Origin of the sequence: Psychromonas sp. KJ10-10, assembly GCF_047323245.1 — a bacterium.
GTDB lineage: Bacteria > Pseudomonadota > Gammaproteobacteria > Enterobacterales > Psychromonadaceae > Psychromonas.
Genome location: NZ_CP178826.1, coordinates 2,526,721 through 2,551,569, shown reverse-complemented (window position 1 = coordinate 2,551,569; position 24,849 = coordinate 2,526,721). Strand labels below are relative to the sequence as shown.

The 24,849-nt window shown below is 33.8% G+C and carries 29 protein-coding genes and 2 pseudogenes; 9 read left to right on the top strand and 22 right to left on the bottom strand.

Annotated elements, in window-relative coordinates:
• Nucleotides 1-292 precede the first annotated feature (292 nt).
• From ACLKMH_RS14750 to ACLKMH_RS14710, 9 genes are all read right to left on the bottom strand, one after another.
• A complete protein-coding gene (locus ACLKMH_RS14750) occupies nt 293-724 on the bottom strand; it encodes a hypothetical protein (protein WP_413698841.1) in 432 nt (143 codons plus the stop codon).
• Nucleotides 718-1,017, bottom strand: coding sequence for a hypothetical protein (locus ACLKMH_RS14745; RefSeq protein ID WP_413698840.1), 300 nt, complete (start codon nt 1,015-1,017; stop codon nt 718-720). Before ACLKMH_RS14745 ends, ACLKMH_RS14750 begins: the two co-directional genes overlap by 7 nt.
• Before the next feature lie 17 nt (nt 1,018-1,034).
• The gene (locus ACLKMH_RS14740) at nt 1,035-1,469 is read right to left on the bottom strand and encodes a DEAD/DEAH box helicase family protein (protein ID WP_413698839.1); all 435 of its coding nucleotides are present in this window, start codon (nt 1,467-1,469) and stop codon (nt 1,035-1,037) included.
• Nucleotides 1,470-2,099: 630 nt separating this feature from the next.
• Nucleotides 2,100-2,801, bottom strand: a complete 702-nt coding sequence (locus tag ACLKMH_RS14735; RefSeq protein WP_413698838.1) for a hypothetical protein — start codon at nt 2,799-2,801, stop codon at nt 2,100-2,102.
• Between the two features lie 47 nt (nt 2,802-2,848).
• The gene (locus ACLKMH_RS14730; RefSeq protein WP_413698837.1) at nt 2,849-3,328 is read right to left on the bottom strand and encodes a hypothetical protein; all 480 of its coding nucleotides are present in this window, start codon (nt 3,326-3,328) and stop codon (nt 2,849-2,851) included.
• A gap of 425 nt (nt 3,329-3,753) precedes the next feature.
• Entirely contained in the window at nt 3,754-5,541 is a 1,788-nt protein-coding gene (locus ACLKMH_RS14725) for a hypothetical protein (RefSeq protein WP_413698836.1), read from the bottom strand.
• Between the two features lie 199 nt (nt 5,542-5,740).
• Nucleotides 5,741-5,953, bottom strand: a complete 213-nt coding sequence (locus ACLKMH_RS14720; RefSeq protein WP_413698835.1) for a hypothetical protein — start codon at nt 5,951-5,953, stop codon at nt 5,741-5,743.
• A gap of 171 nt (nt 5,954-6,124) precedes the next feature.
• Nucleotides 6,125-6,787 (bottom strand): helix-turn-helix transcriptional regulator, encoded by a 663-nt coding sequence (locus ACLKMH_RS14715; RefSeq protein WP_413698834.1) that lies wholly within the window; start codon nt 6,785-6,787, stop codon nt 6,125-6,127.
• Nucleotides 6,788-6,825: 38 nt separating this feature from the next.
• Entirely contained in the window at nt 6,826-7,140 is a 315-nt protein-coding gene (locus ACLKMH_RS14710) for a hypothetical protein (protein ID WP_413698833.1), read from the bottom strand.
• A 224-nt stretch (nt 7,141-7,364) separates the two neighbouring features.
• Here ACLKMH_RS14710 and ftsZ point away from each other — a divergent pair, with 224 nt between their 5' ends.
• Nucleotides 7,365-8,468, top strand: a complete 1,104-nt coding sequence (ftsZ, locus tag ACLKMH_RS14705) for a cell division protein FtsZ (RefSeq protein WP_413698832.1) — start codon at nt 7,365-7,367, stop codon at nt 8,466-8,468.
• A 794-nt stretch (nt 8,469-9,262) separates the two neighbouring features.
• Here the strand turns inward: ftsZ and ACLKMH_RS14700 are convergent.
• The 9 genes and pseudogenes from ACLKMH_RS14700 to ACLKMH_RS14660 all read right to left on the bottom strand — a co-directional run bounded on the left by ACLKMH_RS14700 (nt 9,263) and on the right by ACLKMH_RS14660 (nt 16,514).
• The gene (locus tag ACLKMH_RS14700; RefSeq protein ID WP_413698831.1) at nt 9,263-10,561 is read right to left on the bottom strand and encodes a sulfurtransferase; all 1,299 of its coding nucleotides are present in this window, start codon (nt 10,559-10,561) and stop codon (nt 9,263-9,265) included.
• Nucleotides 10,562-10,667: 106 nt separating this feature from the next.
• Nucleotides 10,668-11,923: pseudogene (locus ACLKMH_RS14695) on the bottom strand (Y-family DNA polymerase).
• Nucleotides 11,923-12,333 carry a LexA family protein gene (locus ACLKMH_RS14690; RefSeq protein WP_413698830.1) on the bottom strand — a complete coding sequence of 137 codons (411 nt, stop codon included), beginning with the start codon at nt 12,331-12,333 and terminating at the stop codon, nt 11,923-11,925. Before ACLKMH_RS14690 ends, ACLKMH_RS14695 begins: the two are co-directional and overlap by 1 nt.
• A gap of 389 nt (nt 12,334-12,722) precedes the next feature.
• Nucleotides 12,723-13,331, bottom strand: a complete 609-nt coding sequence (locus ACLKMH_RS14685; protein ID WP_413698829.1) for an aspartate dehydrogenase domain-containing protein — start codon at nt 13,329-13,331, stop codon at nt 12,723-12,725.
• Nucleotides 13,267-13,560: a hypothetical protein gene (locus ACLKMH_RS14680; RefSeq protein WP_413698828.1), complete on the bottom strand. Its 294-nt coding sequence runs from the start codon at nt 13,558-13,560 to the stop codon at nt 13,267-13,269. Before ACLKMH_RS14680 ends, ACLKMH_RS14685 begins: the two co-directional genes overlap by 65 nt.
• 70 nt (nt 13,561-13,630) lie before the next feature.
• Entirely contained in the window at nt 13,631-14,221 is a 591-nt protein-coding gene (locus ACLKMH_RS14675) for a TRAP transporter large permease subunit (protein WP_413698827.1), read from the bottom strand.
• Nucleotides 14,145-14,912 (bottom strand): TRAP transporter large permease, encoded by a 768-nt coding sequence (locus ACLKMH_RS14670; RefSeq protein WP_413698826.1) that lies wholly within the window; start codon nt 14,910-14,912, stop codon nt 14,145-14,147. Before ACLKMH_RS14670 ends, ACLKMH_RS14675 begins: the two co-directional genes overlap by 77 nt.
• Before the next feature lie 53 nt (nt 14,913-14,965).
• On the bottom strand, nt 14,966-15,439 hold the full coding sequence (locus tag ACLKMH_RS14665; RefSeq protein ID WP_413698825.1) for a TRAP transporter small permease: 474 nt from the start codon (nt 15,437-15,439) through the stop codon (nt 14,966-14,968).
• A 137-nt stretch (nt 15,440-15,576) separates the two neighbouring features.
• Nucleotides 15,577-16,514, bottom strand: a pseudogene (locus ACLKMH_RS14660) (TRAP transporter substrate-binding protein).
• 685 nt (nt 16,515-17,199) lie between these two features.
• On the opposite strand from ACLKMH_RS14660, the gene ACLKMH_RS14655 reads away from it, so the two are divergent.
• Both ACLKMH_RS14655 and ACLKMH_RS14650 read left to right on the top strand, forming a co-directional pair.
• The gene (locus ACLKMH_RS14655) at nt 17,200-17,619 is read left to right on the top strand and encodes a LysR substrate-binding domain-containing protein (protein ID WP_413698824.1); all 420 of its coding nucleotides are present in this window, start codon (nt 17,200-17,202) and stop codon (nt 17,617-17,619) included.
• Between the two features lies 1 nt (nt 17,620).
• On the top strand, nt 17,621-17,896 hold the full coding sequence (locus ACLKMH_RS14650; protein WP_413698823.1) for a hypothetical protein: 276 nt from the start codon (nt 17,621-17,623) through the stop codon (nt 17,894-17,896).
• Between the two features lie 5 nt (nt 17,897-17,901).
• Here the strand turns inward: ACLKMH_RS14650 and ACLKMH_RS14645 are convergent, their stop codons facing one another.
• Nucleotides 17,902-18,447, bottom strand: coding sequence for a hypothetical protein (locus ACLKMH_RS14645; RefSeq protein WP_413698822.1), 546 nt, complete (start codon nt 18,445-18,447; stop codon nt 17,902-17,904).
• Between the two features lie 176 nt (nt 18,448-18,623).
• Between ACLKMH_RS14645 and ACLKMH_RS14640 the strand changes: the two genes are divergently transcribed.
• Nucleotides 18,624-18,902, top strand: coding sequence for a patatin-like phospholipase family protein (locus ACLKMH_RS14640; protein ID WP_413698821.1), 279 nt, complete (start codon nt 18,624-18,626; stop codon nt 18,900-18,902).
• A complete protein-coding gene (locus tag ACLKMH_RS14635) occupies nt 18,899-19,552 on the top strand; it encodes a DUF6363 domain-containing protein (RefSeq protein ID WP_413698820.1) in 654 nt (217 codons plus the stop codon). Before ACLKMH_RS14640 ends, ACLKMH_RS14635 begins: the two co-directional genes overlap by 4 nt.
• Nucleotides 19,553-19,606: 54 nt before the next feature.
• On the opposite strand, the gene ACLKMH_RS14630 is transcribed toward ACLKMH_RS14635, so the two are convergent.
• Nucleotides 19,607-20,377, bottom strand: coding sequence for a hypothetical protein (locus ACLKMH_RS14630; protein WP_413698819.1), 771 nt, complete (start codon nt 20,375-20,377; stop codon nt 19,607-19,609).
• On the bottom strand, nt 20,304-20,687 hold the full coding sequence (locus ACLKMH_RS14625; protein WP_413698818.1) for a hypothetical protein: 384 nt from the start codon (nt 20,685-20,687) through the stop codon (nt 20,304-20,306). Before ACLKMH_RS14625 ends, ACLKMH_RS14630 begins: the two co-directional genes overlap by 74 nt.
• Nucleotides 20,688-20,878: 191 nt before the next feature.
• Between ACLKMH_RS14625 and ACLKMH_RS14620 the strand changes: the two genes are divergently transcribed.
• From ACLKMH_RS14620 to ACLKMH_RS14605, 4 genes are read left to right on the top strand one after another with little or no spacing between them, the layout of a single operon-like run.
• Nucleotides 20,879-21,220: an ADP-ribosylglycohydrolase family protein gene (locus tag ACLKMH_RS14620; RefSeq protein ID WP_413698817.1), complete on the top strand. Its 342-nt coding sequence runs from the start codon at nt 20,879-20,881 to the stop codon at nt 21,218-21,220.
• Between the two features lie 21 nt (nt 21,221-21,241).
• Nucleotides 21,242-21,547 carry a transposase gene (locus tag ACLKMH_RS14615; RefSeq protein WP_413698816.1) on the top strand — a complete coding sequence of 102 codons (306 nt, stop codon included), beginning with the start codon at nt 21,242-21,244 and terminating at the stop codon, nt 21,545-21,547.
• Entirely contained in the window at nt 21,544-22,419 is an 876-nt protein-coding gene (locus ACLKMH_RS14610; protein WP_413702357.1) for an IS3 family transposase, read from the top strand. The genes ACLKMH_RS14615 and ACLKMH_RS14610 overlap by 4 nt, the downstream gene beginning before the upstream one ends.
• On the top strand, nt 22,416-22,979 hold the full coding sequence (locus ACLKMH_RS14605) for an ADP-ribosylglycohydrolase family protein (protein WP_413698815.1): 564 nt from the start codon (nt 22,416-22,418) through the stop codon (nt 22,977-22,979). Before ACLKMH_RS14610 ends, ACLKMH_RS14605 begins: the two co-directional genes overlap by 4 nt.
• A 92-nt stretch (nt 22,980-23,071) precedes the next feature.
• Here the strand turns inward: ACLKMH_RS14605 and ACLKMH_RS14600 are convergent, their stop codons facing one another.
• A complete protein-coding gene (locus ACLKMH_RS14600) occupies nt 23,072-24,805 on the bottom strand; it encodes a dipeptide ABC transporter ATP-binding protein (protein ID WP_413698814.1) in 1,734 nt (577 codons plus the stop codon).
• Nucleotides 24,806-24,849 lie beyond the last annotated feature (44 nt).

Here is a 24,849-nt window from a genome sequence, read left to right as displayed (position 1 = left end):
GCTTGAAACCCTTGCTATTGCTGACTCTAAATACCAACTTGGATAATTTGTAGGCGCTCTGTATTAAAATCTGGAGAATAATTTGGGTATTTCCCTTATTAATAAAATTTACCGTACTTAGTTTTTGGAAATTTATTTCGAACTTTTAGCTTTGTTAAAGGGTTTCTCTTAATTAATGCTGACCACCACAAACTTTTATCTTTATTAGTGAGTATTCAGTAAAGTTTAAAAACAAATTTTATCGATCGTAATAAAAGCCACATAAGTATTTCCTTTGTTTATTAATGATGCTTTATTTGTTTAACCATTTATATCGATGACCTGTTTCAATTAAGTTTTGTTTTAATTGTTTTTTCATTTCGTCACTCGCTCGTTTATAAATAGAGCGAATATCATTATCGTAAGCTTCTTGACTAAAGCCTCTTTCTTTTGCTTTTTGATACCATTCGTGACCTAAAGTAAATTCACCCGTTGATAAATATACGGCTCCTAATAATGTGCATGGTCGAAAATTTAATGGCGTTACTTCATGAGCTTCATGACCCAAAGCTAATGAATGTCGGAAATCTTTTATATCTCGGCAGACTCCGCCATAAGTGGTAAGTAATGCCGATTTTAATTTGTCATTACTATTGGCAAACTTGAATGGATATAAATCATCGAGTGTTGGCTTGATTGAATTTGCTCGTTCCAGTTTTCGATAAGTCGCACTCGCATTCACCAACTCCCAAGGTTTCTTTTTGTTTGCCAATTAAGTAAATGTTGTTTGGCAATATGCGAATTATTTTTTGTAAAAATAATTTCATTAGCAAAACCGATATCATCTAACCACTGCAAATCTTTTTCTTCGAGCACTCTCTGTCGCAGTTGGATTAACAGCTTTGCAACGCGAGAATTTTTTATAACATTAAATATTTCAAAGTCAGGGAAATCAACATGATTTTTTTGATAAGCTATTTGTTCCTGTTTTAATTTTTCTTGTAAGTTTTTCTCTCTAATCGATTTTTGTCGCTCCATTTCTATTTGTTGTTCTTTTAAAGTTGAATAGTAGCGACAACTGGATTGGCAATGTCTTTGCCAATTAAACCAAACTGCCTAAGTAAACCTAGTTTAATAAATTTATCTTTGGTTTGTTTTCTCAGTGGATCAGAAGGTACAACTATCAAGGTTCTTTTGAATTTACCCGCAACAACAATAGATAATATAGTTTCAGTCTTACCTGTGCCTGTAGGCATGACAATTGTGGTCGCCACATTTTCGTCAGATTTTTCAAACCCTAGAGTCGCAAAGATGCCACCTACCTGAGGTGGCCGTAACCCTATAATTTTGTTTGCTACATTTTCTTCTATAAATTGAAAATTAAATTTACACCAAGTTTGGTGGACTTCTTCGTAAGATTTTTGTTCGTCATCAACAGCTAGCCAACTTAATGTACTTTTACCAACTTTAGTTTCAACAAATAATCCCATTCTAACCCCTTTACTTAGATATAATTAACCGGATTTTAAAATCAAAAAAGATCAAATTAGCATCAAAATATAAATATAGCTATCAGTAATAATCATTAATATTCAATTACTAACAATTAACAGCAAGAAGTGGAACTATTACTATAAAGAATAGTTCATTAAACAATATGAAATTCCATTTACGGTGACAATCCCTGGGATATTTTCATTTGGGGCCAAATCCCGAAATATCATACATCGATGATGGGATATCAAATTCTTTAACTAAGTTATTTAAGTTTGAAGTTCACTTTCCATTTTTCTCCCTTAATAATCTGGCTACCAGGGGAATGTAATGCCTCATGTTGTATAACTGCGTTAGTAATATCCTTTGTGATATCAAATGTTTTACCATTTTCAATTAACCACATTTTCCATCGTAATTTAGTATTTATTTTTTAAAATCTGCTGAGTTAAATTCAATTATTCTCAATCTTTCTTTTTCTGTTAAAAATATACTTGAAGACTTAACTTCGACCAGAAGTAACTGGTCCCCCTCTAACGCTAGCATATCGTAACCGACACCTTCTCTTTTAGATCCGATATGAATCAGGGTATACCAATCCATTCCTGACTTTGGAATGATATCTGCTATAGGTAAGTTAATCCTCTTATATTCTTTTTTACATAGAAGAAAAATAACTCTTGTTTTTCCGCACTAAATGTATCGAATATTTCTTTTGCATATACAAGTGCTCTCTGTTTTTCAGCACCATGTCCTTTCATTGCTTTATTGCGAGCTTCCTCTAGATGTTGCTCTATAGTTTTAGCCGCGACACCATTAGATGAAGAGCTCGATTTATTCATATTTGTTGAGAATTCTAGTTCTTTTTCTTCGGGTGTACTGGAAGTAGCATTTACAAGGGCTCCATGACTTTCAATTTCTTTGTTTAACGCAATGTCAGCTCTTTCTTTCTTAAGCTTAAGCTCTTCACTACTAAGTTTAAGGTACTCTTTAATCCAGCTATTAGGAGTAAAATCAAATTGAAATAATGCTCCACTTGAGCGACTCTCATCAATAATCTTGTTAGTGCTACCAAAGAGCTCTTTCAGCCAAGAGATATTATTATTTGCCCATTCTCGTAACTCTTGTTCATTATCTTGGCTTGGATCTAGGATTGTCAAATGATCTATATAGTTAGGAAGGTGTAACTCAAGCTTTTTAAAATTAATACCGTGACCTTTATACAACTCTCTATTAGTCCAATCTTCGGCTGAAAAAGTTAATCCTGTATATTTTGATATAGATTTAGCTAGATCATAATGGCGTTCAGGTGGAAGTGTAGCTAACACTTCAATTCTTACATCTTGAATGTCTTTTAATGTTACTCCCCATTTAACTAATTTTTTTCTAGTTGTTTTGAATTTAATAACTCTACTATAGTTTCAAAATAAACTGTCAATTGCCTATTTCTAAATATTTCTGTTGAAAACCATCTTATTAATGGAGGAAGGTACTCAGGAAAACTATTTACTGGTTTTAAAAATACTTTTAAATCACCTTTATATTGAGTCGTTTTGGCTTCCCAGAGAGCTTGTCCTTGGTCTAGTGCTAATTCAATATGAAATTCAGTCGTATTCTCTAATTCCAACTGCATATAAGCTTCGTCACTGATTAGTAGTAATGACCTTTGCCAGCGCTGTATTACCGTATGTAAATCAATATTGGTTAATCCGTCTAATTGACCATAAGATGCAACACACAAAAAAATTGGCAATATTTCTCTCTCTAACCACTTACTTAGTTCTGTTGCATGAGAATTGTCTTTAGTATCGGTATGAATTTTTTCTTTAACATTGAATCGAATAACATTTGGCAAGTACTTAATTAACTCAGCGACATTGTCTCTAAGTACTAAATAAGAGGGTTTAAATTGGGAAAAATGATCTCGCCATATACGTTCTTCTTGGGGTTGGTAAAATACAGTTCTTGAATCGATTACTTTTTTTGCTCTATTATTAAATTCAATTAATATAGGTAGCTCCTCTAGGACACTCAGTTCTATCGTTGCTAACTGTAATTTATTTAGCTGTTGACAGATTGATCGATATAAAGAGATAGCATCATTTGAAATTATCTTATCATTACATACGGATTTGGCTAAATTGATTAATTTATGAGGTTCTGAACAATCATCGATTCGAAAGATATCAAGCTTTTGAAGAAAATCGATTTCTAAGTGAGTAAAATCCCTTTCGCGAATATAGTTAAATTTTTCACTTAAACTTGTTATGGGTATCGTAACTAAAAAAGTATCTTCTGGCGAAGTTCGCTCTTTATTCTTTCCATAAGGGGCAATCCACTTTGTTTTTTTAGTTGGTACTTTATTGGGTTAAGCAACGCCGGATCTAGATTACTTGTCCAGGTAAACCATGATTTGAATATCAAATTATTGGAAGAAATAGTTAAAAGTTCAGGTTTAGCAATTTTAATCCCGGTAGTAGGTCGAGTAAGCGGTAAACAATCCCAAACACCTAATTGTTTTAACGTACCCTCAACTCGTTCTTCCCCAATTATTTTAAAAATTTTAACTAAATCAATTTGATTATACTCTGAATCACTTAGCAAGATATCAAGCTCTTCATTAGGTAAATAACAAAGAGAAGCCCTTACCCATTTTCCAGATGTTGTAGGCATTAACACACGGCTATTAGTATCGCCACTGTAGTTTAGATGTTTACAGTTAGTGTATTCATTAGTTTTAGTAGGGAGTAAGTGCCATATAGCTTTAAATATTGATGCTCGAAGGGTTTCATCTGAATTATTTTTTGCTCTTCCACTAAGTGACCTAATAATTGATTGGTTGTCGTATTTATTAACATAGTTAGCTTTAATTAACTCTGTTTGAAAACCGGCGGGCTTAAATGTCCATGCTATTGTGGAAATTCCACCACAACTTGCGAGATATTTGTCAAGATTCTTATCATCGATTCGCGTATTGTCATCTTTATAAAAATAAGCTGTAGTAATTTCTTTTGAGCCATTACTGAACGGATGTGTTTCGATTAACTTCACAACTGAGTTTTCGTCTGTTGCAGATATTGGAATTATCTTTAGTTGGTTATTTAAAAAATTTGATAAATAAGGGTACAAATTATCTCGGACGTATACTGTATAATGGCCTTTATACGCTTGTTTTGGGCGATAATGCCAGATAATTCTACTTATGGTGTCACAGTGTTCTTCAGTTACTTTACCATCAAATATATTTAAAAACTGTTGGATGATTTTAAGTAATTTATTCTTGTCTTTTAGTGTTTGGTTATAAATAGATGATACTTCAATTGTCGATTTGTCTACAGGTATTAGAAAGCGCAAAGGATTAGGTAATTTCCAAATATCACTGTTTTCATCGCTATATAAATTTAAAAACCACCTTAAAGAAGACTGTAGGAGTAGTTTGTTATAAAGATTGTCAGTTATCTCTAAATGTTTTCTTGAATTATCTAAATAAAATTCACCATGGATAGGGAAATGTGTGCCTGTAGATATTTCTGTTGGTAAATAGCAATGAAAATAAGATTTAGTGTCGAAAACGTCTTTTGATTTAGGTAGAGCAAATGTTACGTATGGTCTTTTGACATTATAATCTAGCTTGATTGCGGCTTCTTCTATTTCACCCATTACATCTGTCAAGTCGGGTCTTAGAACCATCCATTGAGTGTTTGGGTAAAGATTTTTCTTTATTGTCTCGTCATCCCAGTTTAAATCAAGTTCAATTTTTGTAATAGAGCCTTTAAGGATCTCAGAAACAAATAACAAATTCTGTTTTGAAAACTCTTCTAGTTTCTTTTCTATTGCAGATATAGCTTCGTTAGTTAAGTCCAATAGAGTAATTTCTGTGGAAGCGTTTTTATTTGTAAAATCAGTTTTTGTTGTTGTTTTATATTGTGGAAAGAAAAATGAAGGAGCTTTTACGTTGTTGTCTAGACTGATGTTTTTTAATGTTTTGTATATCTCTTTTGAAAGTGATTTATCCTCCCAATTTTCAAGCTTATCTGACGTAAATGGGTAGTGTAAAATAAACCCCAAGGTTGATCTTTGTGAAAAGTTCTTATCTCAACTTTATTTGTAAATTCCCAAATCGATTTGAAACCAACACCTTTGTTTCCAATTGATTTACCGACTTCTTTATTACTAGTGTTTATGGAGCAGAGAGCGTGAAAGTCTGAACGTTTGTTTTCCTTACTAAATGGAAAAATGGACACAGGTTTTCCATCATTTGCAACAGTTAGTCTTTTTTAGTTTTATCTAGTGTGATCCAAACATTTGATTTTGCTTTATCAACAGCATTTTGAAATAACTCAAAGATAGCTCGACCACGATAATCATTACGTACACTTCGCTCTCCGTTGACAAATGATTCAAAGACTTCCGTATCAGTTTTGATTACTTTTATTTTTCTTACTATATGTTCGGCAATAATTTCTTGTGGATTGGTCATTGATTTACTTTCCTTTGAACTAAATTATTCTTAATGAATACTTTGTATATTACAATTAAAATTAAATTACCTACTGATACACTATAATCTTAGAGATTTTCTACAAAAAATTGTTAGTTAAATGGTATTGAGTCGGCACTAAGATTGAGATCATATTTTATATATACAGCATTACTTATAGCCCTTGTACAATTTCCCCAATGATTTGGCATTTTCTTTAAACTCTTCCCGCAGTGATACGGGTCCAATAATTTCAACATTTACCACAAAGTGAGACAACCACCATCTAAGCTGAGCGGTATTTAATACGGTTGCGGTTACTTTGTATGGTCTTGGTGATTCAGGCTCTGTTTCAACAATTTTTTGATTAATTGATAATGCTTGTTCATTTAAGAAATCAGCAACCCAATGTGCCACCATCATTTCAAGTTCAATTTCTTTTTTATTTTCGTCAACAGGGAAGCCAAAGTTTCCCGATTGCTGATATTTCCGTAAGTCAAAACCTTCAACAGTAATGATATCTTCTTCCGTATTATCAACTGAAATAAATCTATGTAATGCAAATTGGCGAATATCAGTGTATTTCCAAATAGTCCCAACAAGGTAGATAACCTCATCCACCATAACGATACCTAAGGGATGTATATTATAGTTTTTTTCTGAAGAATCTTTAGGTTGATAACAGACTGAAAGCTGTTTCTCATTTAATACACCATCGTATACTTTTGCTAATATTTCATCACCAACATCTGGCACAATAAAAGGTTGCTTACGTGAAATTATTGCTACTTTCTTATCCCAATTAGATAGTTTGTTATCTGATAATGTTTTCAAATAAGTATCCGCATTATTAAAGTACTGATTCAAATTTTTTAAAATTGAATAAGGAAATACTTTTTTAAATACAGCTCAGCCATTTTAAAAGTAAGTGCTACAGACGGGCTTATTGTTGGTAGTGTTAAACCTTTTGATTCTTTTTTCCACGACCAACCTGGTTTGTCTTTATTACCATCATTTTCAATATCAAACATGGTGGAAAGAGATTTCATGTCACGTTGAATAGTACGAATATCAACTTCAATGCCTTCATTCTTTAGGGACATGTAAATTTCTTTAAGCCCTTTCTTCTGATTGTGAAGTCCAATGAGTTTTAAAATCTCAATTCTTCTTGCAAATGTACTACTCATTAAATACTCCCCATCAAGTTTATAGTATCAGTGTAGCTTAAAACCTTTAGTAAAATAGAGATACAACATCACATTGCGACAGTTATTGTCGCGTTTAATTTTATTTAATTGATTTCCAATAATTCTGTAGCGACATTGGCTGTCGCAAGGAAACCAATGGCTCTGATAACTATTAACCTCATCGTATAAACTCCTCAATTATCGGAAAATTAAGGAAATAAACAATGGAAAATGAACCATCAGAAAAAAAGCCGTTATTTACTATTATTGAAGATTCACAAGAACAACAAGCTAAGATTAAGGTAGTTGGTGTTGGTGGAGGAGGCAGTAGTGCAATAAATCATATGATCACTAAAGGCTTAACTGGTGTTGAATTTATCGTTATGAACACTGATGCGCAAGCACTTCGTTCTTCTAAGGCAGATATACGATTACAGTTAGGAATCAATATAACAAAAGGATTAGGTGCTGGGGCTAATCCAGAAATAGGCTATCAGTCAGCACTAGAGTCTATTGATGAAATTCGTAACTCATTAACTGGTGCTGATGTTGTATTCATTGCAGTGGGAATGGGCGGAGGTACAGGTACTGGAGCGTCTCCTGTTGTAGCTGAAATAGCTAAAGAGTTAGGTGCATTAACTATAGGAGTCGTTTCTAAACCGTCTTTCTTTGAAGGAAACAAGCGAATTAATTATGCAAATAAAGGAATAACTCAACTTAGTCTTCATATCGATTCATTATTAACGATTCCGAATGATCAATTGAAGAAAGTTTTACCTAAAGGAATTTCTTTTATGGATGCACTCGCAGCGACAAATGATGTTTTATATGATGCCGTATCTGGGTTTATTTCGATAATCAATGATGAAAATGGTGTTATCAATATCGATTTTGCTGATGTAAAAACGATTATGAGTGAAGTTGGAACTACGGCAATGATGGGAACAGGTATTTCATCAGGAATTGAAAACGCTCATGATCGTGCAAACGAAGCTACGCAAAAAGCATTGAATTGCCCTTTATTGGAAGATATCGAGATATCAAATGCTCGTGGTGTAATGGGACATATAACTAGTGGCTCAACCTTCACTCTCGATGAATATGAAATTGTAGGTGATATGTTGAAGGAAATTGCTTCTCCAGATGCACGTATCATACTAGGGGTAACGATTGATCATACTTTAGAGCAATTCAACTTAAATGTGACTGTTATTTTGACAGGGATCGGTGAGTTATTACCTGATTGTACTGAAGCATCCTCCCCTAAAAAAGAGGTAATGAAGCACAACAAATTAATGAAGTTAAATTATCTATTTCAGAGAAATTAATAGAAGAAAATAACTCAGAACAAGATAAAACGTATTTCGATATTCCTGCATTTATTAGAAGAAAATCTAAATAATACTGACTGCTCTAATAAATAGGAAATTTTCATCGTTTGGTAACAATAAAAATTATATTAAATTTTATATATTTAACATGTGAAATTGGTATACAATTAGTGGCAGGAGATAAATTAAGCAACAATTTTGCTGTATATATTCAGCCATTATAAAAAGATCTTCCCTTAGAGTTCAAAATAGCTAATTGATCTTGTTTTATACTTCCAAAGTGCAATTTGTTAAATTTCTATGCCCTCTTGGAAGCCTTGAATTTACTACTCTTAAAAATGAAAAAGATCTTTTCCTATAATTCAATTATCATTGAAAATGGAATTATAGATCCAGATCTGATCTGCTCTAATAATTCCATGTATTTACCATAATTCTATTTAACATAAAATGTATAACATACTGTTATCCTTAATACCTTTTGTCAGCTTTTAAGAGCTTCAATTATTTAAGGTCTTTTTATTCCTTACAGAAAAACTATTCTTCAATATACGACAAGATCTTTTAATTTCGGCTAATTTAATGCTAAATGTGTTGAAATCTGAGATTTTGTTAAGGGATTTCCTGCTATTAAAAAAATACTACGGCAGTAAAAACTAGGCTCAGCTGATGCGACTAATAATTTTACTAAATATAATTCGTTAAAATTTTTTAGCTGACCATTCAAATTTCAAATAAAGCGATAAACATATTAAAGTCTTAACTTTTTAATATAAGTTATCTATCTTCATTTAATCTTCACTTAAGTTAAAAGTTGGATTGCTTTTATCTGCACTCCATTCATACCAACCACCATCGAATACGCTGATATTTTTCCAACCCATCACATAGGTAAAAAAGAAAACCTGTGAGGCACGCCATCCAGTGCCGCAATAAAAAGCGACTTGTTGGTCAGCGCTAATATTGGCACCTTTCCACATAGCTGTGATCAATTGTTCGCTTTTCATTGTTCCGTCAGGATTTAAAAAGTCACTGATATCATTAGAATCAATTCCTGAATGCCCCCATTTACAACCAACAATGTCGCCTTTTTCTTTTATATAACTGTAACCTGATTTTTGACCGATATGTTCATCCTTGGTACGGATGCTAACTAAAGAATATTTGTTGGGGTCTTTTGCTAATAACGCTTTCACTTCAGGAATATCAATAATATAAGCAGGATTAACTGGGATCTGCTTTACAAAGGAAACTCTTTTAGAATTACAGTTGTTAAAAGATTCTGTTGCGAACCCTGCATTCTGCCATGCTTGCCAGCCACCATCGAGTAGACGAACATCTTCAACACCGGCGTACATCATTATGCTTGCAACTCGAGAAGCTACTATATTATCTCGACCATATAAAATCACAGTTGTATCGTAGCAAATGCCAAGCTCGCTTAAGATATCAGCAATTTTTTTGTCATTAACACGGTTCCACCAAGGTTTTTCTTCAATCTTATTTGTGTCTAAATTCAATGCACCAGGTATATGAGAATCAAAATACTGTATTGCTTCTCCCCATTGTACTTCGACAATGACGTAACTATTTTTCGGACTATAAGCAGGTGTTTCATTATTAATTAGTGCATTTATCCAATGTGCTGGTACCAATTGCTTGAAGTGAGAAAGCGTTACTAATTTTTGTTGAGATTGAGATAAAGGTTGGCTAATTATAGCTAGGTTATTAAAACCTAAGTTTTTTAATACATAACTTAGTTCAGCACAAGGTTTTATTGGGTCATTGCCTGCGTATAGAAAAGTTGCCTTGTTTTTGTCTAGACCTTGGTCAACAATAAGTTGTTCAAATTGTTTGTCATCTAGTTTCTTAACCCACTGATTATCAATATTATAAGCACCAGGAAAGTGGCCTTCAATAGTTGAATTCTTTTCTGGCCAACCATTATATTGACTGCTTGGGCGACAATCGATAATTTGAACTTGTTCGGATAGCTTTCCATTTTCAATATAATTATCCGAAATATAATTAAATGTTATTGCGTCGATTGGTGAGCTGATCAAGCTTTTAGCGTTAATTATAGATGCCATTTCGTAACCATATAATGAAACAACCGGGTTAAAATTTTACTGAAAATTACACCGAACAGCTATATATTTTGAGGTTTAGTCTCGATAGTAAGAAATACAAGATTGATTAACAGTTAATATTAGGAATATGTCGCCAGTTAGTTGTATATTGTGGTGTTAGTAATTCTCGTCGCATTGACCAATATTCATTAATACCTTGCGCGACAAAAAAGGCACTATCGGTCCCATAACGCTGATTGATTTTATCAATCACCTGCATGAGTGGGATATTACCCTCTGCAGGATGAAATAAATCCCATTGTAAATGCCCTTCACTGCTTAAATTTAATAAACCAACACCGACTTTATAATATGCAACACCAGGTTGATAAAGTAAGTGAATATTTTCAGTTATCACTTTCAGCAACTGAGAAGTATCATTTGTCGGCGGGTTAAATTGTTTTAATATTTTATAACTACAGGGATTATCATCAAAAGGACTATTAGCGACAAATGCCATTAAAGTGCCACATAAAGATTTTTGTTTTCTTGCTTTAACAGCGGCAATACTGGCATGTTTAGCGAGAGCTTGATTTAGACTTTGTACATCGGTGATCCTTTTTCCCATACTTCTGGTTGAAAAATTTGTAACTTAGTTGCTCTGACAGCATCCCAATTTTTGCATTCTTCACCATTTAACTCTTTTATTGTGCGCTGTAATTCAACATTAAATCCTGCCGGTAAAAAATGATCATTTATTTGACTAAGTTGCCATGTCGTTAAAATGCCATTTTGTTTTAGTTTTTCATTGGTTTTTCTGCCAATTCCCCACACATCGATAGGCGCTAATTTCTTAAATACTTTCCTTTTAAAATTTTCATCATCAAGTACGCACACGCCATAAAAACCCGGCCATTTTTTAGCAATATGATTAGCAACCTTTGCTAAGGTAAGTGTTTTACCAATGCCAACACAAACAGGTAAACGAGTTTCTTTCCAAACAGCCTGCCGTATTTTTTGAGCATGAAGGGCTAAATCTGGTATGCTTTTATCACAGCATTTAAAACTTAAGAATGATTCATCGATTGAATAGATATGTTGTTCAGGAGCAAAGCGCCCTATTACTTGCATCATTTTGTGGGATAAATCGGCATATAGTTCATAATTTGAGGAGCAAACAATAATGCCTGCTTGCTGACAGAATGCCTTTACTTCAAAAAAGGGTTTAAATTTTTGAATACCTAATGCGATAGCTTGTTTATTAGCGACCACAATACAACCATCGTTATTGGATAAAACAACAATAGGTTTTCCTCGCCATTCAGGTCGGAACACTTGTTCTGCGCTACAGTAGAATGAATTTGCATCCACTAAAGCAAACATTAACAGTGTGTCTCTAAAATCTGGCTAGTACGATGACAACGGATTGAGCGTATAACAACTCCTTCAATGGTAAACTGATCATCTTCATTAATAGGAATATTTTTATATTGTGGATTCGCAGACAATAAAAGACGTTCTTTGATATTGATAATTTTACAAATAAATTCGCCATTTAAGTTTGCGACAATAACATCTAAGTCTTTAACCACCACATGGCGATCAACAATTAAAATATCCCCACTGAAAATACCAACACCTTGCATTGAATGTCCATCTGCTTTACCAATAAAGGTTGCACTTGGATGCTCAACAAGTAATGAATCAAGACTCAATGGTAATTGCAGATAATCACTAGCAGGACTTTCAAAGCCCGTAATACCTGCACTTGCTGTAATTGGAATAAATTTCATGATAATTTTACTGTATAAAAACACAGTTAAATTATAGATTAGTTGATATTTAACACAAGTTAAATTTAAATTGAGGTTTCTGTAACAAACTGAAGCAATTATTCTAGTGATCCAAATGCGTTATTTAACCTCAGCTCTGGATAATGGAAGCGAAATAACATTGATCTTAAAAAGTATATAATACAGTGCTGTTAGTTTTGCGTAGTTCAAGGCGAATTATCGAAGCAATAACGGGTTATTGGGAGATGATTTAACGCAGAAATACGCGTAAATAACGGTACTGTCTCGTTTTGCTTATCCAGAACTGAGGTTAGTTAACTTTCTGGGCTAAATTTTAATTTGAAAAGCACTTTGGCATAAAGGTGAAGCGAATAGCTTCACCCATTAAATTAAACACCGTAGCTAATTGTGGAAGATATATTTCTAATTGTTTTTATAATCGATAATGGTACTTCTGCACTCGTGCTTGGGTTTTCGAATGATGGCACACCTTTTAAATTAATCTCTAGCTCCCCTACTTCACTATCAAAATGAATAGCTGTATTCATGATTGAGTTTATTGGATCTGCTACCAATTTCACTTTGATATGATCTAATCCTATGGTTGCAAGCGCTAACATAGCGGTAATATTGCTACTTTTAGTGAATATATTCATCGCTTCTCTAGCGCTTCCTTCAAAAAAACAAGTGGGTGTTTTTATTGCGTTAAGATCAATAAAGGTTTCGGCAGGCGTATTTTTCCATGATTCTACGGGTTTAGTTTGTATGATAGAAATGTCATTAACTTTAGAAAATGAAGTCGCCGACATCCAATCGATACCAGGCAAAGCACCGGCAGAAAGTGACATTTTAGCACCCGTTTTTTCAGTAATTTCAATAAATTGACTAAGAATATCATCATCGGTAAAAAGACCAATACTAGAGACTAAAAGATCAATTCCTCTTGTTAATACCTGTGCACCATATAATTTTAAAATTTCTTGTCCTGCGACCTTCAATAACAATATCAGGTTTTGATTCAAAAAATTCTTCACTATTATCAGTAATAATAGATTGAAAATGTGCAGACTGATTACCGCTTAACGCTATGTGCTTTTGCTTATCTCTACATAAAAGGGAAACCAGTTCGGCACCTTTTTCATTTCCGTTATCGATATGATTTGCAACGGTTCGTCCAATGGCCCCTAAGCCAATGATAGCGACTTTTAATATGCGTTTTTGTTTCATTTAAATGCCTTTTTAGGTCTCAGAAAAACTTAATAAATAATGGTGTTGATCACTTATGAGTGAGTTGTATTTAAAATGAATAAAGCAGGCTTGGAATAGCTAAACTTAACCATGGAACGTAAGTAATAATGATAAGTCCAAAAATCATTACAAAAACAAAAGGAATACAACCCCTAAATATTTCTAATAAATTCATTTTTGAAATAGTGACAGCAACAAATAAATTTAAACCTACGGGAGGCGTTATCATGCCAACTGAATAATTAACAAGATTAATTATTCCAAAATGTACAGGGTCGATACCCACATCTGTCGCGATTGGCATCATAAGAGGAGCAAGAACAATAATTGCCGAAACACTATCAAGGAAGAAACCAGCTATTAACATAGTAATATTTAATAATGCAGTAATAACAAAAGAAGAGTCGCTAATAGAGAGTACTGAATTAGCTAAACTCGATGCAGTGCCTGTCATTGTTAATAACCAAGAAAATGCAGATGCGCCTGCTGTTATAAGTAATATTGCACCAGAAGTAACACCAGTATTTTGTAATATTTCCCATAAATCTTTGGGTGTGACTTCTTTATAGATAATTAAACCAACAATTAATCCATATGCGCAGGCAACCGCAAGCAGACTCAGTTGCAGTAAAAATACCACTATAAATACCACCTAGTAGAATAACTGGTAAACCTAAGCCCCAAGCAGAGCCTTTAATGGCTTCAATCACTTCCTTTAACGTTGGAAAAGGAGAGCTTACAAAATTATTCTTTTTAGAATAAATCATGCAATAAGCAATCAATAATCCACCCAATAAAAGCGCAGGTAAAATACCAGCGACAAAAAGCTGACCGACACTTGTCGCGGTTACCGAACCATAGATAATTAGCGCAATACTAGGTGGCACTATCGGCCCTAATGTGCCAGCAGTTGTAATTAGCCCAATAGCAAACTTTTTACTGTAACCAGCGACCACTAAAGCAGGAAACATAATACTTCCGATAGCAACAACAGTCGCAGGACTTGAACCTGATATAGAACCAAAGAACAGGCATGAAAGCACAGTCGCGGAAGCTAAACCACCAGGCGCCCAGCCAATAAGTACTTGAGCTAGTTTAATTAATCGAGCAGACAATCCACCTACTCGCATTAACTCAGCGGCTAAAATGAAAAATGGAATTGCCATTAAAGAGAAATTATTCATACCAGAAAACATTCTCATAGGCACAATAGTAGGATCCATTCTGCCTGTAAATTCCATCGCACCAACAACAGAAAAAGCGAGTGAGCCGTAGATGGGTAATCCAAGTAATAACAATATTAAGAATATTGGTAACAAAAACATTATCATTTTAAAAACCTTAATATGAAAGAAGACAGCTTATTTATTGTATTAAATACGTTTTATTTACTTTTGCATTCAGAGTAGATAATTTCGCAATAGCGAAAAATCTGCAGTAACGCAGTGACCGGAATAAATGAATAAACAACAGCAACGGGCATTCTCAGCGCGGGCGAAAGTTGGCCTCTCTCAAGCGTATTAAGGAATAAATTTCCACCGTAATAAAATAATGCAATAGCAAAAGCGATACCTATAACAGCCGAAACACAAACAAAAATTGGAGTACAAGATTTAGGAATACAAGACTTTAGAACATCAACAGTAATATGAGAGCCCTTTCGAATGCCTAGACTTGTTGAAAGAAAACTCATCGAAATAATCAGGTAAAGCACGACTTCTTCTGCCCAAAAAATAGAATCATTAAGTGCATAACGAAAGAAAACTTGTATTAAGGTAAGAAGTGAAGCGACAGCTAATATACTCGCTATTAGAAACCCTTCTATATTGTCTAAATAACCACTTAATCGTTCAAACATGATTTTCTCTTTTTGATGCAATTTAAGTTTAAATGGTAATAACTATTCATAGTTTATTAATAGTTAAATGCGTAAAAAATACGGAGGTTGGTTGATATAAGCTTGGCACTTAAGGAGTAGTTAAGTGCCAGTTTTATCTAGTTTTTAATTTCTGCGTAGACTTCATCTAACAAGTCCGACGTAATCGTTTCACGAAACTCTTCGTGCACAGGTAAGCTGACTTCAATAAAAGCATTAACTTGTTCAGGCGTTAATTCAGTTACTTGAGTATGTTTTTTAATGTTTTCAAGTGCATCAGCTTCTAATTTATCAGTCAGTTTTCGAGAAAGGTCTCTGCCATTATTAAACGCATTGGTCATCACTTCTTTTAAATCATCAGGTAAAGATGCCCAAGCTTTATCGTTAACAATCGTTGCATAACCATGATATGCATTAGAGGTTAAAGTCATATACTTTTGAACTTCATAGAAACGTTTACTGGTGATATTAGCGATAGGGTTTTCTTGCCCTTCGATAACACTTTGTTGTAAACCGTTATAAACTTCTGAATAAGCCATTGCAGTTGGGTTTGCATCAAAATTACGATAGGTACTTAATAAAATAGGAGACTGCATTGTTCTCATTTTCAGCCCTTTTAAATCTTTTGGCTCTTGAATTGGGCGAATATTATTAGTCATATGACGGAAACCAGCTCCCCAAAAATTAACTGCATGCATGCCATGGCTATCTAATGTATCCAGAATTTTACGTCCAGTTGAACCATCTAATACTTTCATCATGATATCTTTAGAAGGTAATAAAAACGGTAGGTCTAAAATCTGAACTCTAGGCTCAAAGTTACCTAAAGTTGCTGTTGGTGGAATGGCAATTTGAACCATATTCATTTGCAGTTGTTCAATAATTTCAACATCTCCCCAAGTTGCCCAGCAGGCAGAACCGTTATTTCGATTCGACCGTCAGACTTTTCATTAACTTCCTTAGCAAAAGCGATTGCGACCTGTCCATTTGGCGTTTCATCAATAAGAACATGTGCAAACGTAAAATTAAACTCTGCAGTGTAAGCAGAAGCGCTCATCATAAATGTGAATAATGCGATTATAGATTTTTTCATTATAAGTTCCCTATTGAATGTTTAGTTAATATACAAATTGTTATTAGCGGTACGTATTAGGTGATTTAAAATTAGCCTTTTAATTTTGCAGAAACAATAGAAATATATTTACAGTAGGTGTAAAAAAATGACAGATAGTATAATTTTGTTATTATTTTAACTATAAATTAAAAGTTAAACTTATTACTTAACCAATTTAAAAATAGAATTTGAAAAAACGCTTAATAAGTTGAAATAAAGACATATTTTAATTTTATAGCGACTATTTCTAATTATTCTCAAGCTTAAAGCAGAGAAATTATTAACACTTTCTTTAAAGAAATTTAATAACAACAAACATTGAATATTTATATAAATAACATTTATTAGCCTTATTGCATTAAAATGATCGATTAACTTTTAATTAGCTTCTTAAAACACATTGGTGAACACTTTGAATAACGATCCAGATTTATTATCCATAAATTGGAATGACCTAAAGTACTTTATTGCACTCAATAGATATGGAAGACATTCAAGTACAGCGAAAGAAAATTGGCTGTTCACATGTGACCATTGCTAATCGTATAGAACAATTAGAAAAGTCTATTGGCACTAAGCTTTTTTCCAAAACAATAAAGGTTTTCATTTAACTAAAGCGGGTGAAAATTTGCTTCCATATGCTGAAAAGTTTGAAAGAACACTGCTACTCGCTAATGAAAACTACAGAAATGAACAAAAAATTCGTTCAACGATTCGAATCGGTGTCACTGAAGGCTTTAGTAATTATTATTTATCTACAAGATTACCTGTATGGGTTAAAGATAAAGACATCGATATTGAGTTGATCTCTCTTGCAGGTAGTACTTTCATCACAAGTGGCAAAGTCGATATCAGCATCACAGTAGGACCACAAAAAGGTTCAAATATTATTCAGAAAAAACTATCTGATTACACATTAGGTATCTTTGCCAGTAAAGAATATATAGAAAATAATGCAAAAATTGAAAAAAGCAGATTTGAAAGACCACCCTTTTATTGGTTATATAGAAGATCAAGTTTTTTCAAATCTGTTAATGTATCAAAGTGAAGTGTCTCCAAATTCTGATTTCGTTTATAAATCAACTACCATACATACACAAAATCAGGCGATTAAAACCGGATTGGGTTTAGGCATCCTGCCTCATTTTGTTGCTTATGGAGAAAATGATTTAAGCCAGCTATTGCCTGAATTTTATCTCGAACGAGAGCTTTGGATATCGACCAGTAAAGATTTGCATCAATTTAAAGACCTTAAACTGACTTGGGATTTTATTATTAATTCATGCCAAAAAGAAAAATATATCTTTCTTGGAAATAGACAGTAAAAGCTTCATTTGATGGAGCAACAATTAGTATTAACGGTAATGAATTGATAAAACTCTTCTGCTTTAGGAGCGGGAATTTTAATTGCTCTAATTATTTCACTCTCAGCTCGATTTCCAGGAAGTTTATAAGCAATAATTAATCCTGCTCCTTGATATCCAAACAATGATTTTTGATAAAAATATTTTTGGCTAATTTCATCCGGGCAATTATTATCCACTTTTAATACTTTATATGCACAAACTTCAATATACGTAATAGATTCAAAGGGAATAGTTTGTGTCATATTTGAAGAATGATCTGGGATTTTTACACTGTATTCTAGTGCTTGGTTTATGGTAATTCGGCTACTTAGGCCTAATGTTAAGTGCACTACAAAATAGCTAATAATTAATAAACTAAAAAAAGAGGTGTAGAGGTTTTCATATGCTAAAGGAATGAAAATAATAGAAAATCCAGAAATTAATAAGCTTATCAAAAAATTAACCGCTGGTGTTCGGCGTGCTGTTTGTTTTATAACAGTTTTTGTTTTAAACATAATTTTTGATACCATTTAATCTCTTAAAGTTCTTATATTAAGATTTATTTGATAATGTATCTATGATTTTAAATAGATTGGCCTACTTCTTTTTTATTGAAAATATTTATCTATTAAAGCAATAAAAACAAACGATTTAAACTATCGAAAATAAAACTGTAAATTAAGACTTCATAATCAATGGAGGCTATATGAGCAAATCACAACAAAACCAAATAAAAAATATAAATGAATACTCTAAGCCCCCTGTTATAGAAAATACGGCATTGATTGTTGAAGGTGGAGGTCAACGAGGTATTTTTACAGCCGGTGTTTTAGATAGTTGGTTAGCACAAGACTTTAACCCTTTTTCATTACTGATTGGTACTTCAGCTGGTGCGCAAAATTTATCGACTTACATGACTCATCAACCAGGACATGCAAAACAATCAATTATGCGGCTTTCTCGTCACCCTGATTTTTTAATATGAAGCGTTCTTTTTCAGGTCGTCATGCAATGGATCTTGATTGGTATTTTAAACAATCCTGTGCGCCTGAGTTTCGTCTTAATATTGACTATGCTTTAACTCAATTAAAAGACCGCCAATTACTATTTTCTGCAACCAAAGTGGACGGACTCAGTCCAATATTTATTGAACCTACAGAGAACAATTGGTTAACAGCGTTAAAAGCATCAAGTGCAATCCCTTACTTGTATAAAAATGGAGTAGAAATAGATAACCAACATTATGTGGATGGTGGTGTTGTTTTGCCTATTCCTGTCCAAGAAGCTTATAAACGCGGAGCAAAAAAGATAATTGTCATTCGTACCACTCAATCAGCTTTAAAGGTAAGATCACCTTGGGCCCATAAGCTAAAAGAATGGGTATGTAAAAAACAAACCTGCCCTAAAGTGTTAGACATTATCACTAATCATGAAAATGCCTACAATGATGCTTTAGATTTTATTCATAACCCACCTGAAGATGCACAGGTTATTGAGATAGCACCATCTCAAAAATTGGCCAGTCGTGTACTTGGTAGCAGTGATCAAGCACTGACATCTGATTACCAGATGGGCTATGAGATAGGTCATCAATTTTTAGAGAGCGAGTTAGCAGAATTATTTAAAGCGTCATAAAAATTAGTAGTGTTATTTAATGTAACACCACTAACTTTCTATTAAGGTAAAGACTTAAGAAACAGCCATAAACGGGTAATCAGTATAACCTTCTGCACCAGGTGTATAGAAGGAATTTTGATCTGGTTGATTTAATTCAGCACCTTGTTTAATACGTTCTACAAAATCAGGGTTTGCTAAAATACCAGTACCAAAGGCAACACTGTCAGCCTGCTTATCACTAATAACTTGCATCGCTTCTTCTGCACTATAACCCATATTAACCATTAAATGACCTTTATAGTTTTTGCGTGCAATACTGATAACATCCCCTTTTTGCACAGCAAAGAAATCACCACGCATAAGATGTAAATAAGCTAGATTATATTTATTTAATTCTGTCGTTAAATAATCAATCAGTGCTAATGGGTCGCTATCCTTCATACTATTAAAACTATTTAAAGGTGAAAGACGTAAACCAACACGGCCACTGCCCATCACTTCTGTTACCGCTTCTATCACTTCTTTTAAGAAACGAGCTCGGTTTTCAAATGAACCACCATATTCATCAGTACGTTGGTTTGCACTGTCACGTAAAAACTGATCAATTAAATAACCATTGGCACCATGAATTTCAACGCCATCAAACCCTGCTTGTTTTGCATTTATTGCGACTTGACGGAAGTCATTCACAATGTCTTTAATTTCAGTAACAGTCAAAGCATGAGGAATAGTATAAGGTTTCTTTCCTTCAGGTGTATGCGTTTCATCATCAATCGCGATCGCACTTGGTGCTACTGCTTCTTTGCCACCATTTAAAAGTGGATGCGCTCGCTCTTCCTGCATGCCAAATTTGCATAAAGATACGCCCACCTGCTTTATGCACCGCATCAGTTGTTAATTTCCAAGCTTCGATTTGCTCTTTAGAATAAATACCAGGATCATGACCAAAAGAAGAAGTGCCCTCACTTACCATTGTACATTCTGTGATTAATAATCCTGTAGTAGCACGTTGAGAGTAATATTCAGCCATCAATGCATTAGGCATGTGATTTAAAGCGCGAGTTCGTGTTAACGGCGCCATAATGATGCGATTATCTAATGCGACATCACCAATAGTGACGGGTTGGAATAATTTATTTTCTGCAATGGTCATTTGTAACTCCAAAAAGTTTGATAATTAAGCATTTATTATTATTAGTTTTTAAATTTTTCTTGATACCTAGCTTAATGGTAAAAGAGAGCGACGAACAATAGAGATAATGACAAATGACTATTGCCAAAAAGTCACGCTCAATTTGATATTTAGGTCTACTATTATCAATAAAAACGATAAGGGAGAAAGTAATGTTACTTGAGATCGCAATGGCAGACGCTTATGGAGCGGGCTTTGAATTTGCCGAGCATGAATATATTAAACAAAATCACTGCTTAAGAAAATATCACCAATCTCCTTATGATAAAAAACCTGCAGGTCGTTATACCGATGATACCCAAATGACTATCGCACTTTGTGAACTAATGATTAATGAACCTGGTACATGGAATAAAGAATTAGTAGCAAAATACTTTTTAAAAGCTTTTAAACGAGATCCTCGCGATACCTATTCAAACGATTTTTACCACTTTCTAAAGGAAACAGATTGTAGTGGTTTAATATTACCGGACACTTCTAAAGACTTCAGTTAATATGTCTAGTAGAGGTAGATTATGAAGAAGAAAACAACACGTCCAGTATTTACAGTAGAATTTAAACAAAGTGCAGTAAAGTTGGTTACTGAACAAGGATACAGTAGGCAAGAAGTCGCTAACAATCTCGGTGTATCACTGAGTGCCATTACACGTTGGGTAAGAATTGAAACTCATACAGATTCAAAGCCAGGCTCTAAACAATCAACATTAAACATATCAGAGCGAGCAGAACTAGAGGCGTTACGTAAAGAAAACAACCGATTAAAAATGGAGCGTGACATCCTAAAAAAGGCCACAGTCTTCTTTGCGAACGAAAAAGAATAAGATTTCAATTTATTCTAAAACATAAAGAAGACTGGCCAATTAGAGTAATGTGTCGCGTGATGAAAGTAAGCTCAAGTGCATTTTATGATTGGATACATGCACCAATCAAGCCTTTTGATGCGCCAGAATTTCATTTGGACAGCGCAGTAAAAAGCACATTCAAAGAGCATAAAATGACTTTAGGTAGCAGACGTATGGTGACTGAACTAGCAAAGAAAAACATTGTTATTGGTCGCTTTAAAGCACGCTCTACAATGCGTAAATTGGGCCTTGTCGCTCGCTATCCGAAGAAATTTAAAACGACCACCGATAGCAACCATAGTAATCGAATTGAGCCGAATAAACTAAATAGAAAATTCACAGTTAATGAGAGTGATCGTGTTTGGACAACAGATATTACTTATATCGCTACGCATCAAGGGTTTATCTATTTAGCAGTCGTGATGGACTTATATTCACGCCGTATTGTGGGTTGGACAATTGCAGATAATATGCGCACTGAGTTATGTAGTAATGCACTGAATATGGCCTACTGGCAAAGAAAACCAACTTCTGGTCTGTTGCACCACTCAGACAGAGGTAGCCAGTATACTAGTGATGATTATAGAAAATTACTAAATACGATGAAAATGAATGTGAGTATGAGTGGCAAAGGTGAATGCTGGGATAATGCACCGACAGAACGCTTCTTCCGAAGTTTAAAGCATGAGCAATTGAACTATGAAACATTCAAAACAAAGAAAGCGACTGAGCTAAGTATTTTAGATTATCTTGCTTATTACAATGGTAAACGCCCGCATTCAGTTAATGGGTATTTATCACCAATTCAATATGAAAATAAAGTCGCTAAAAAGGTGTCCGGTTTTTATTGACCATTACAGATACAGAAATTTATTTTATCAAAAATATTAATGCAGACAGTATTAGAAATGGCTCTGCAATGCGCTCAGTACCTTTGGGTTTAATTAAAGATAAATCAGAAATGCTTGAAAAAGCAAAAATTCAAGCTTCTTTTACTCATAATACCCATGAAGGAATTGTTGCATCTCAAGCTGTCGCCCTAGGTGTTTATTATTTTATAAATAACATAGGCCCGAAAAACGGATTATTTAATTATGTTTGTGAACAAAGCATGGAGTATTTTAAGAAAGATAAGACCACTGCCACAGAATGTGATGCCATTGATACTATCGATTCTGTTTTAACCGTGTTATCAAAGTCTGAAACTTTATCAGAGGTACTGTTTAATGCAGTACAATTAGGCGGAGATACAGATAGTGTCGCTTCCATTGCATGTGGCATTGCAAGTTTCTCCGATGAATATACAAAGGATTTACCAGCATTTCTTGACCGAGATTTAGAAAATGGTAAATATGGAAAGGATTATTTAAAAGCCATAAATGCTAAATTATTAGAGCATTATGCGATATAAATATTAAGCTAGATGAAATTATAAACGGTATTCAAATATTATAAATATATCGCAAGTTTATCTATAGCCACCTATGCTTTTTAAAATACCATTTAACAAAGGGCGACATGATGATTATCGTTAAAAACCTCATATTCAACTATTTCTTCTTCAGCATTTTTTAAGTATATAGGGTTTACTAATTCATGAATGTCTAATAAAGATTTAAAGTCTCGTCGGCTATTTAATTTTGCAATCGGCACAGCTTGCATCAATCTTTTAGTATAATTATGCCGAGGATTTTGAACGACTTCCTCCGTTGGCCCCATTTCAACGATTTTTCCACAATCCATCACAGCTACCCGATGACAAATTTGCTCAATAACTGCCATATCATGTGAAATAAAGAGATAACTAATTCCTAATTTACTTTGTAGGTCTTGCAGTAATTGTAAAATTTGTGCTTGAACTGTTACGTCCAAAGCCGAAACGGATTCATCAGCAATAATTATTTTAGGTTCACAAGCAATTGCTCTGGCAATCGAAATACGTTGCCGTTGACCACCAGAAAATTGATGGGGATACCTGTCTAAAGCACTATCATTTAATCCAACTTGGCTTAATAACTCTGAAACACGTTGCCTTACTTTTTCCTTTGTTACTATTTTATGTAATATTAACGGCTCAGCAATTAAATCGACTATTCGTTTTCTAGAGTTTAATGAAGCATAAGGGTCTTGAAAAATCATTTGTATATTTTTACGATTACGGCGCAATTTTGAACCTGATAAACCATTCATTTCTAATTTATTTAATCTTACACTGCCTTCAAAATCTATTAAGTTCATAATCGCTTTACCAGTGGTTGATTTGCCACAACCACTTTCACCAACAAGCCCCAAAGTTTCTCCTGGCATTATGCAAAAATTAAGGTTGTTAACAGCCCTAACTTCATAATTTAGACGATTAAAAAATGATTTTTTTATCGGAAATCTTACATTTAAACTAGTTACTTCAAGAACTGGTTGCTTAATATCTATTTGTTTTAAGTGTTCAGCTTCACCTAACTTTGGAACTGAATTTAATAGTTTTTGTGTGTATTTAGATTCTGGGGATGAGAAAACCTTTGTGAGACTCCCTGTTTCTTCAACAATACCTTTATTCATCACAATAACATCATCAGCCATTTCAGCAACAACGCCCATATCATGAGTAATCATCAACACGCCAGTATTAAAATCCTGTTGCAACTCTCGTAATAAAGTAAGTATCTGAGCTTGGATTGTTACATCTAAAGCCGTTGTTGGTTCATCTGCTATCAAAATTTTTGGATTACAAGCTAACGCAATTGCAATCATAACTCTTTGTCTCATTCCCCCAGAAATCTCATGGGGATATTGCATAAACCTTTTCGTTGCTTGAGGTATTTTTACAGCATCAAATATCTGTAATGCTCTTTTTTTAGCTTCTGAAAATGAACATATTTGATTCGCTCTAATCGCTTCTATTAGTTGATAGCCATTTGTCATTAAAGGGTTAAGAGAAGTCATAGGTTCTTGAAAAATCATTGCAATGTCTTGGCCACGTATCTTTTGCATCTGTTTTTCTGAATAATTTAGTAAATTTTTTCCATCAAAATTGATCGCCCCTTTTGAAACATTAACTGCTTTTGGTAATAGCCCCATAATGGCAAGACTTGATAGTGATTTACCACTTCCTGACTCTCCAGCAATGCAAAGTGTTTTACCTTTTTCTAAGGTGAAATTTAAATCCTTTACAATTTCAACATGTTTGTCTTGTTGACCAACACCAATATGCAAACCTTCGACTGATAATAAGTTATTCATTAATAATGTATCCTATTATTATAGCGCACTGAACAAACAGTGCG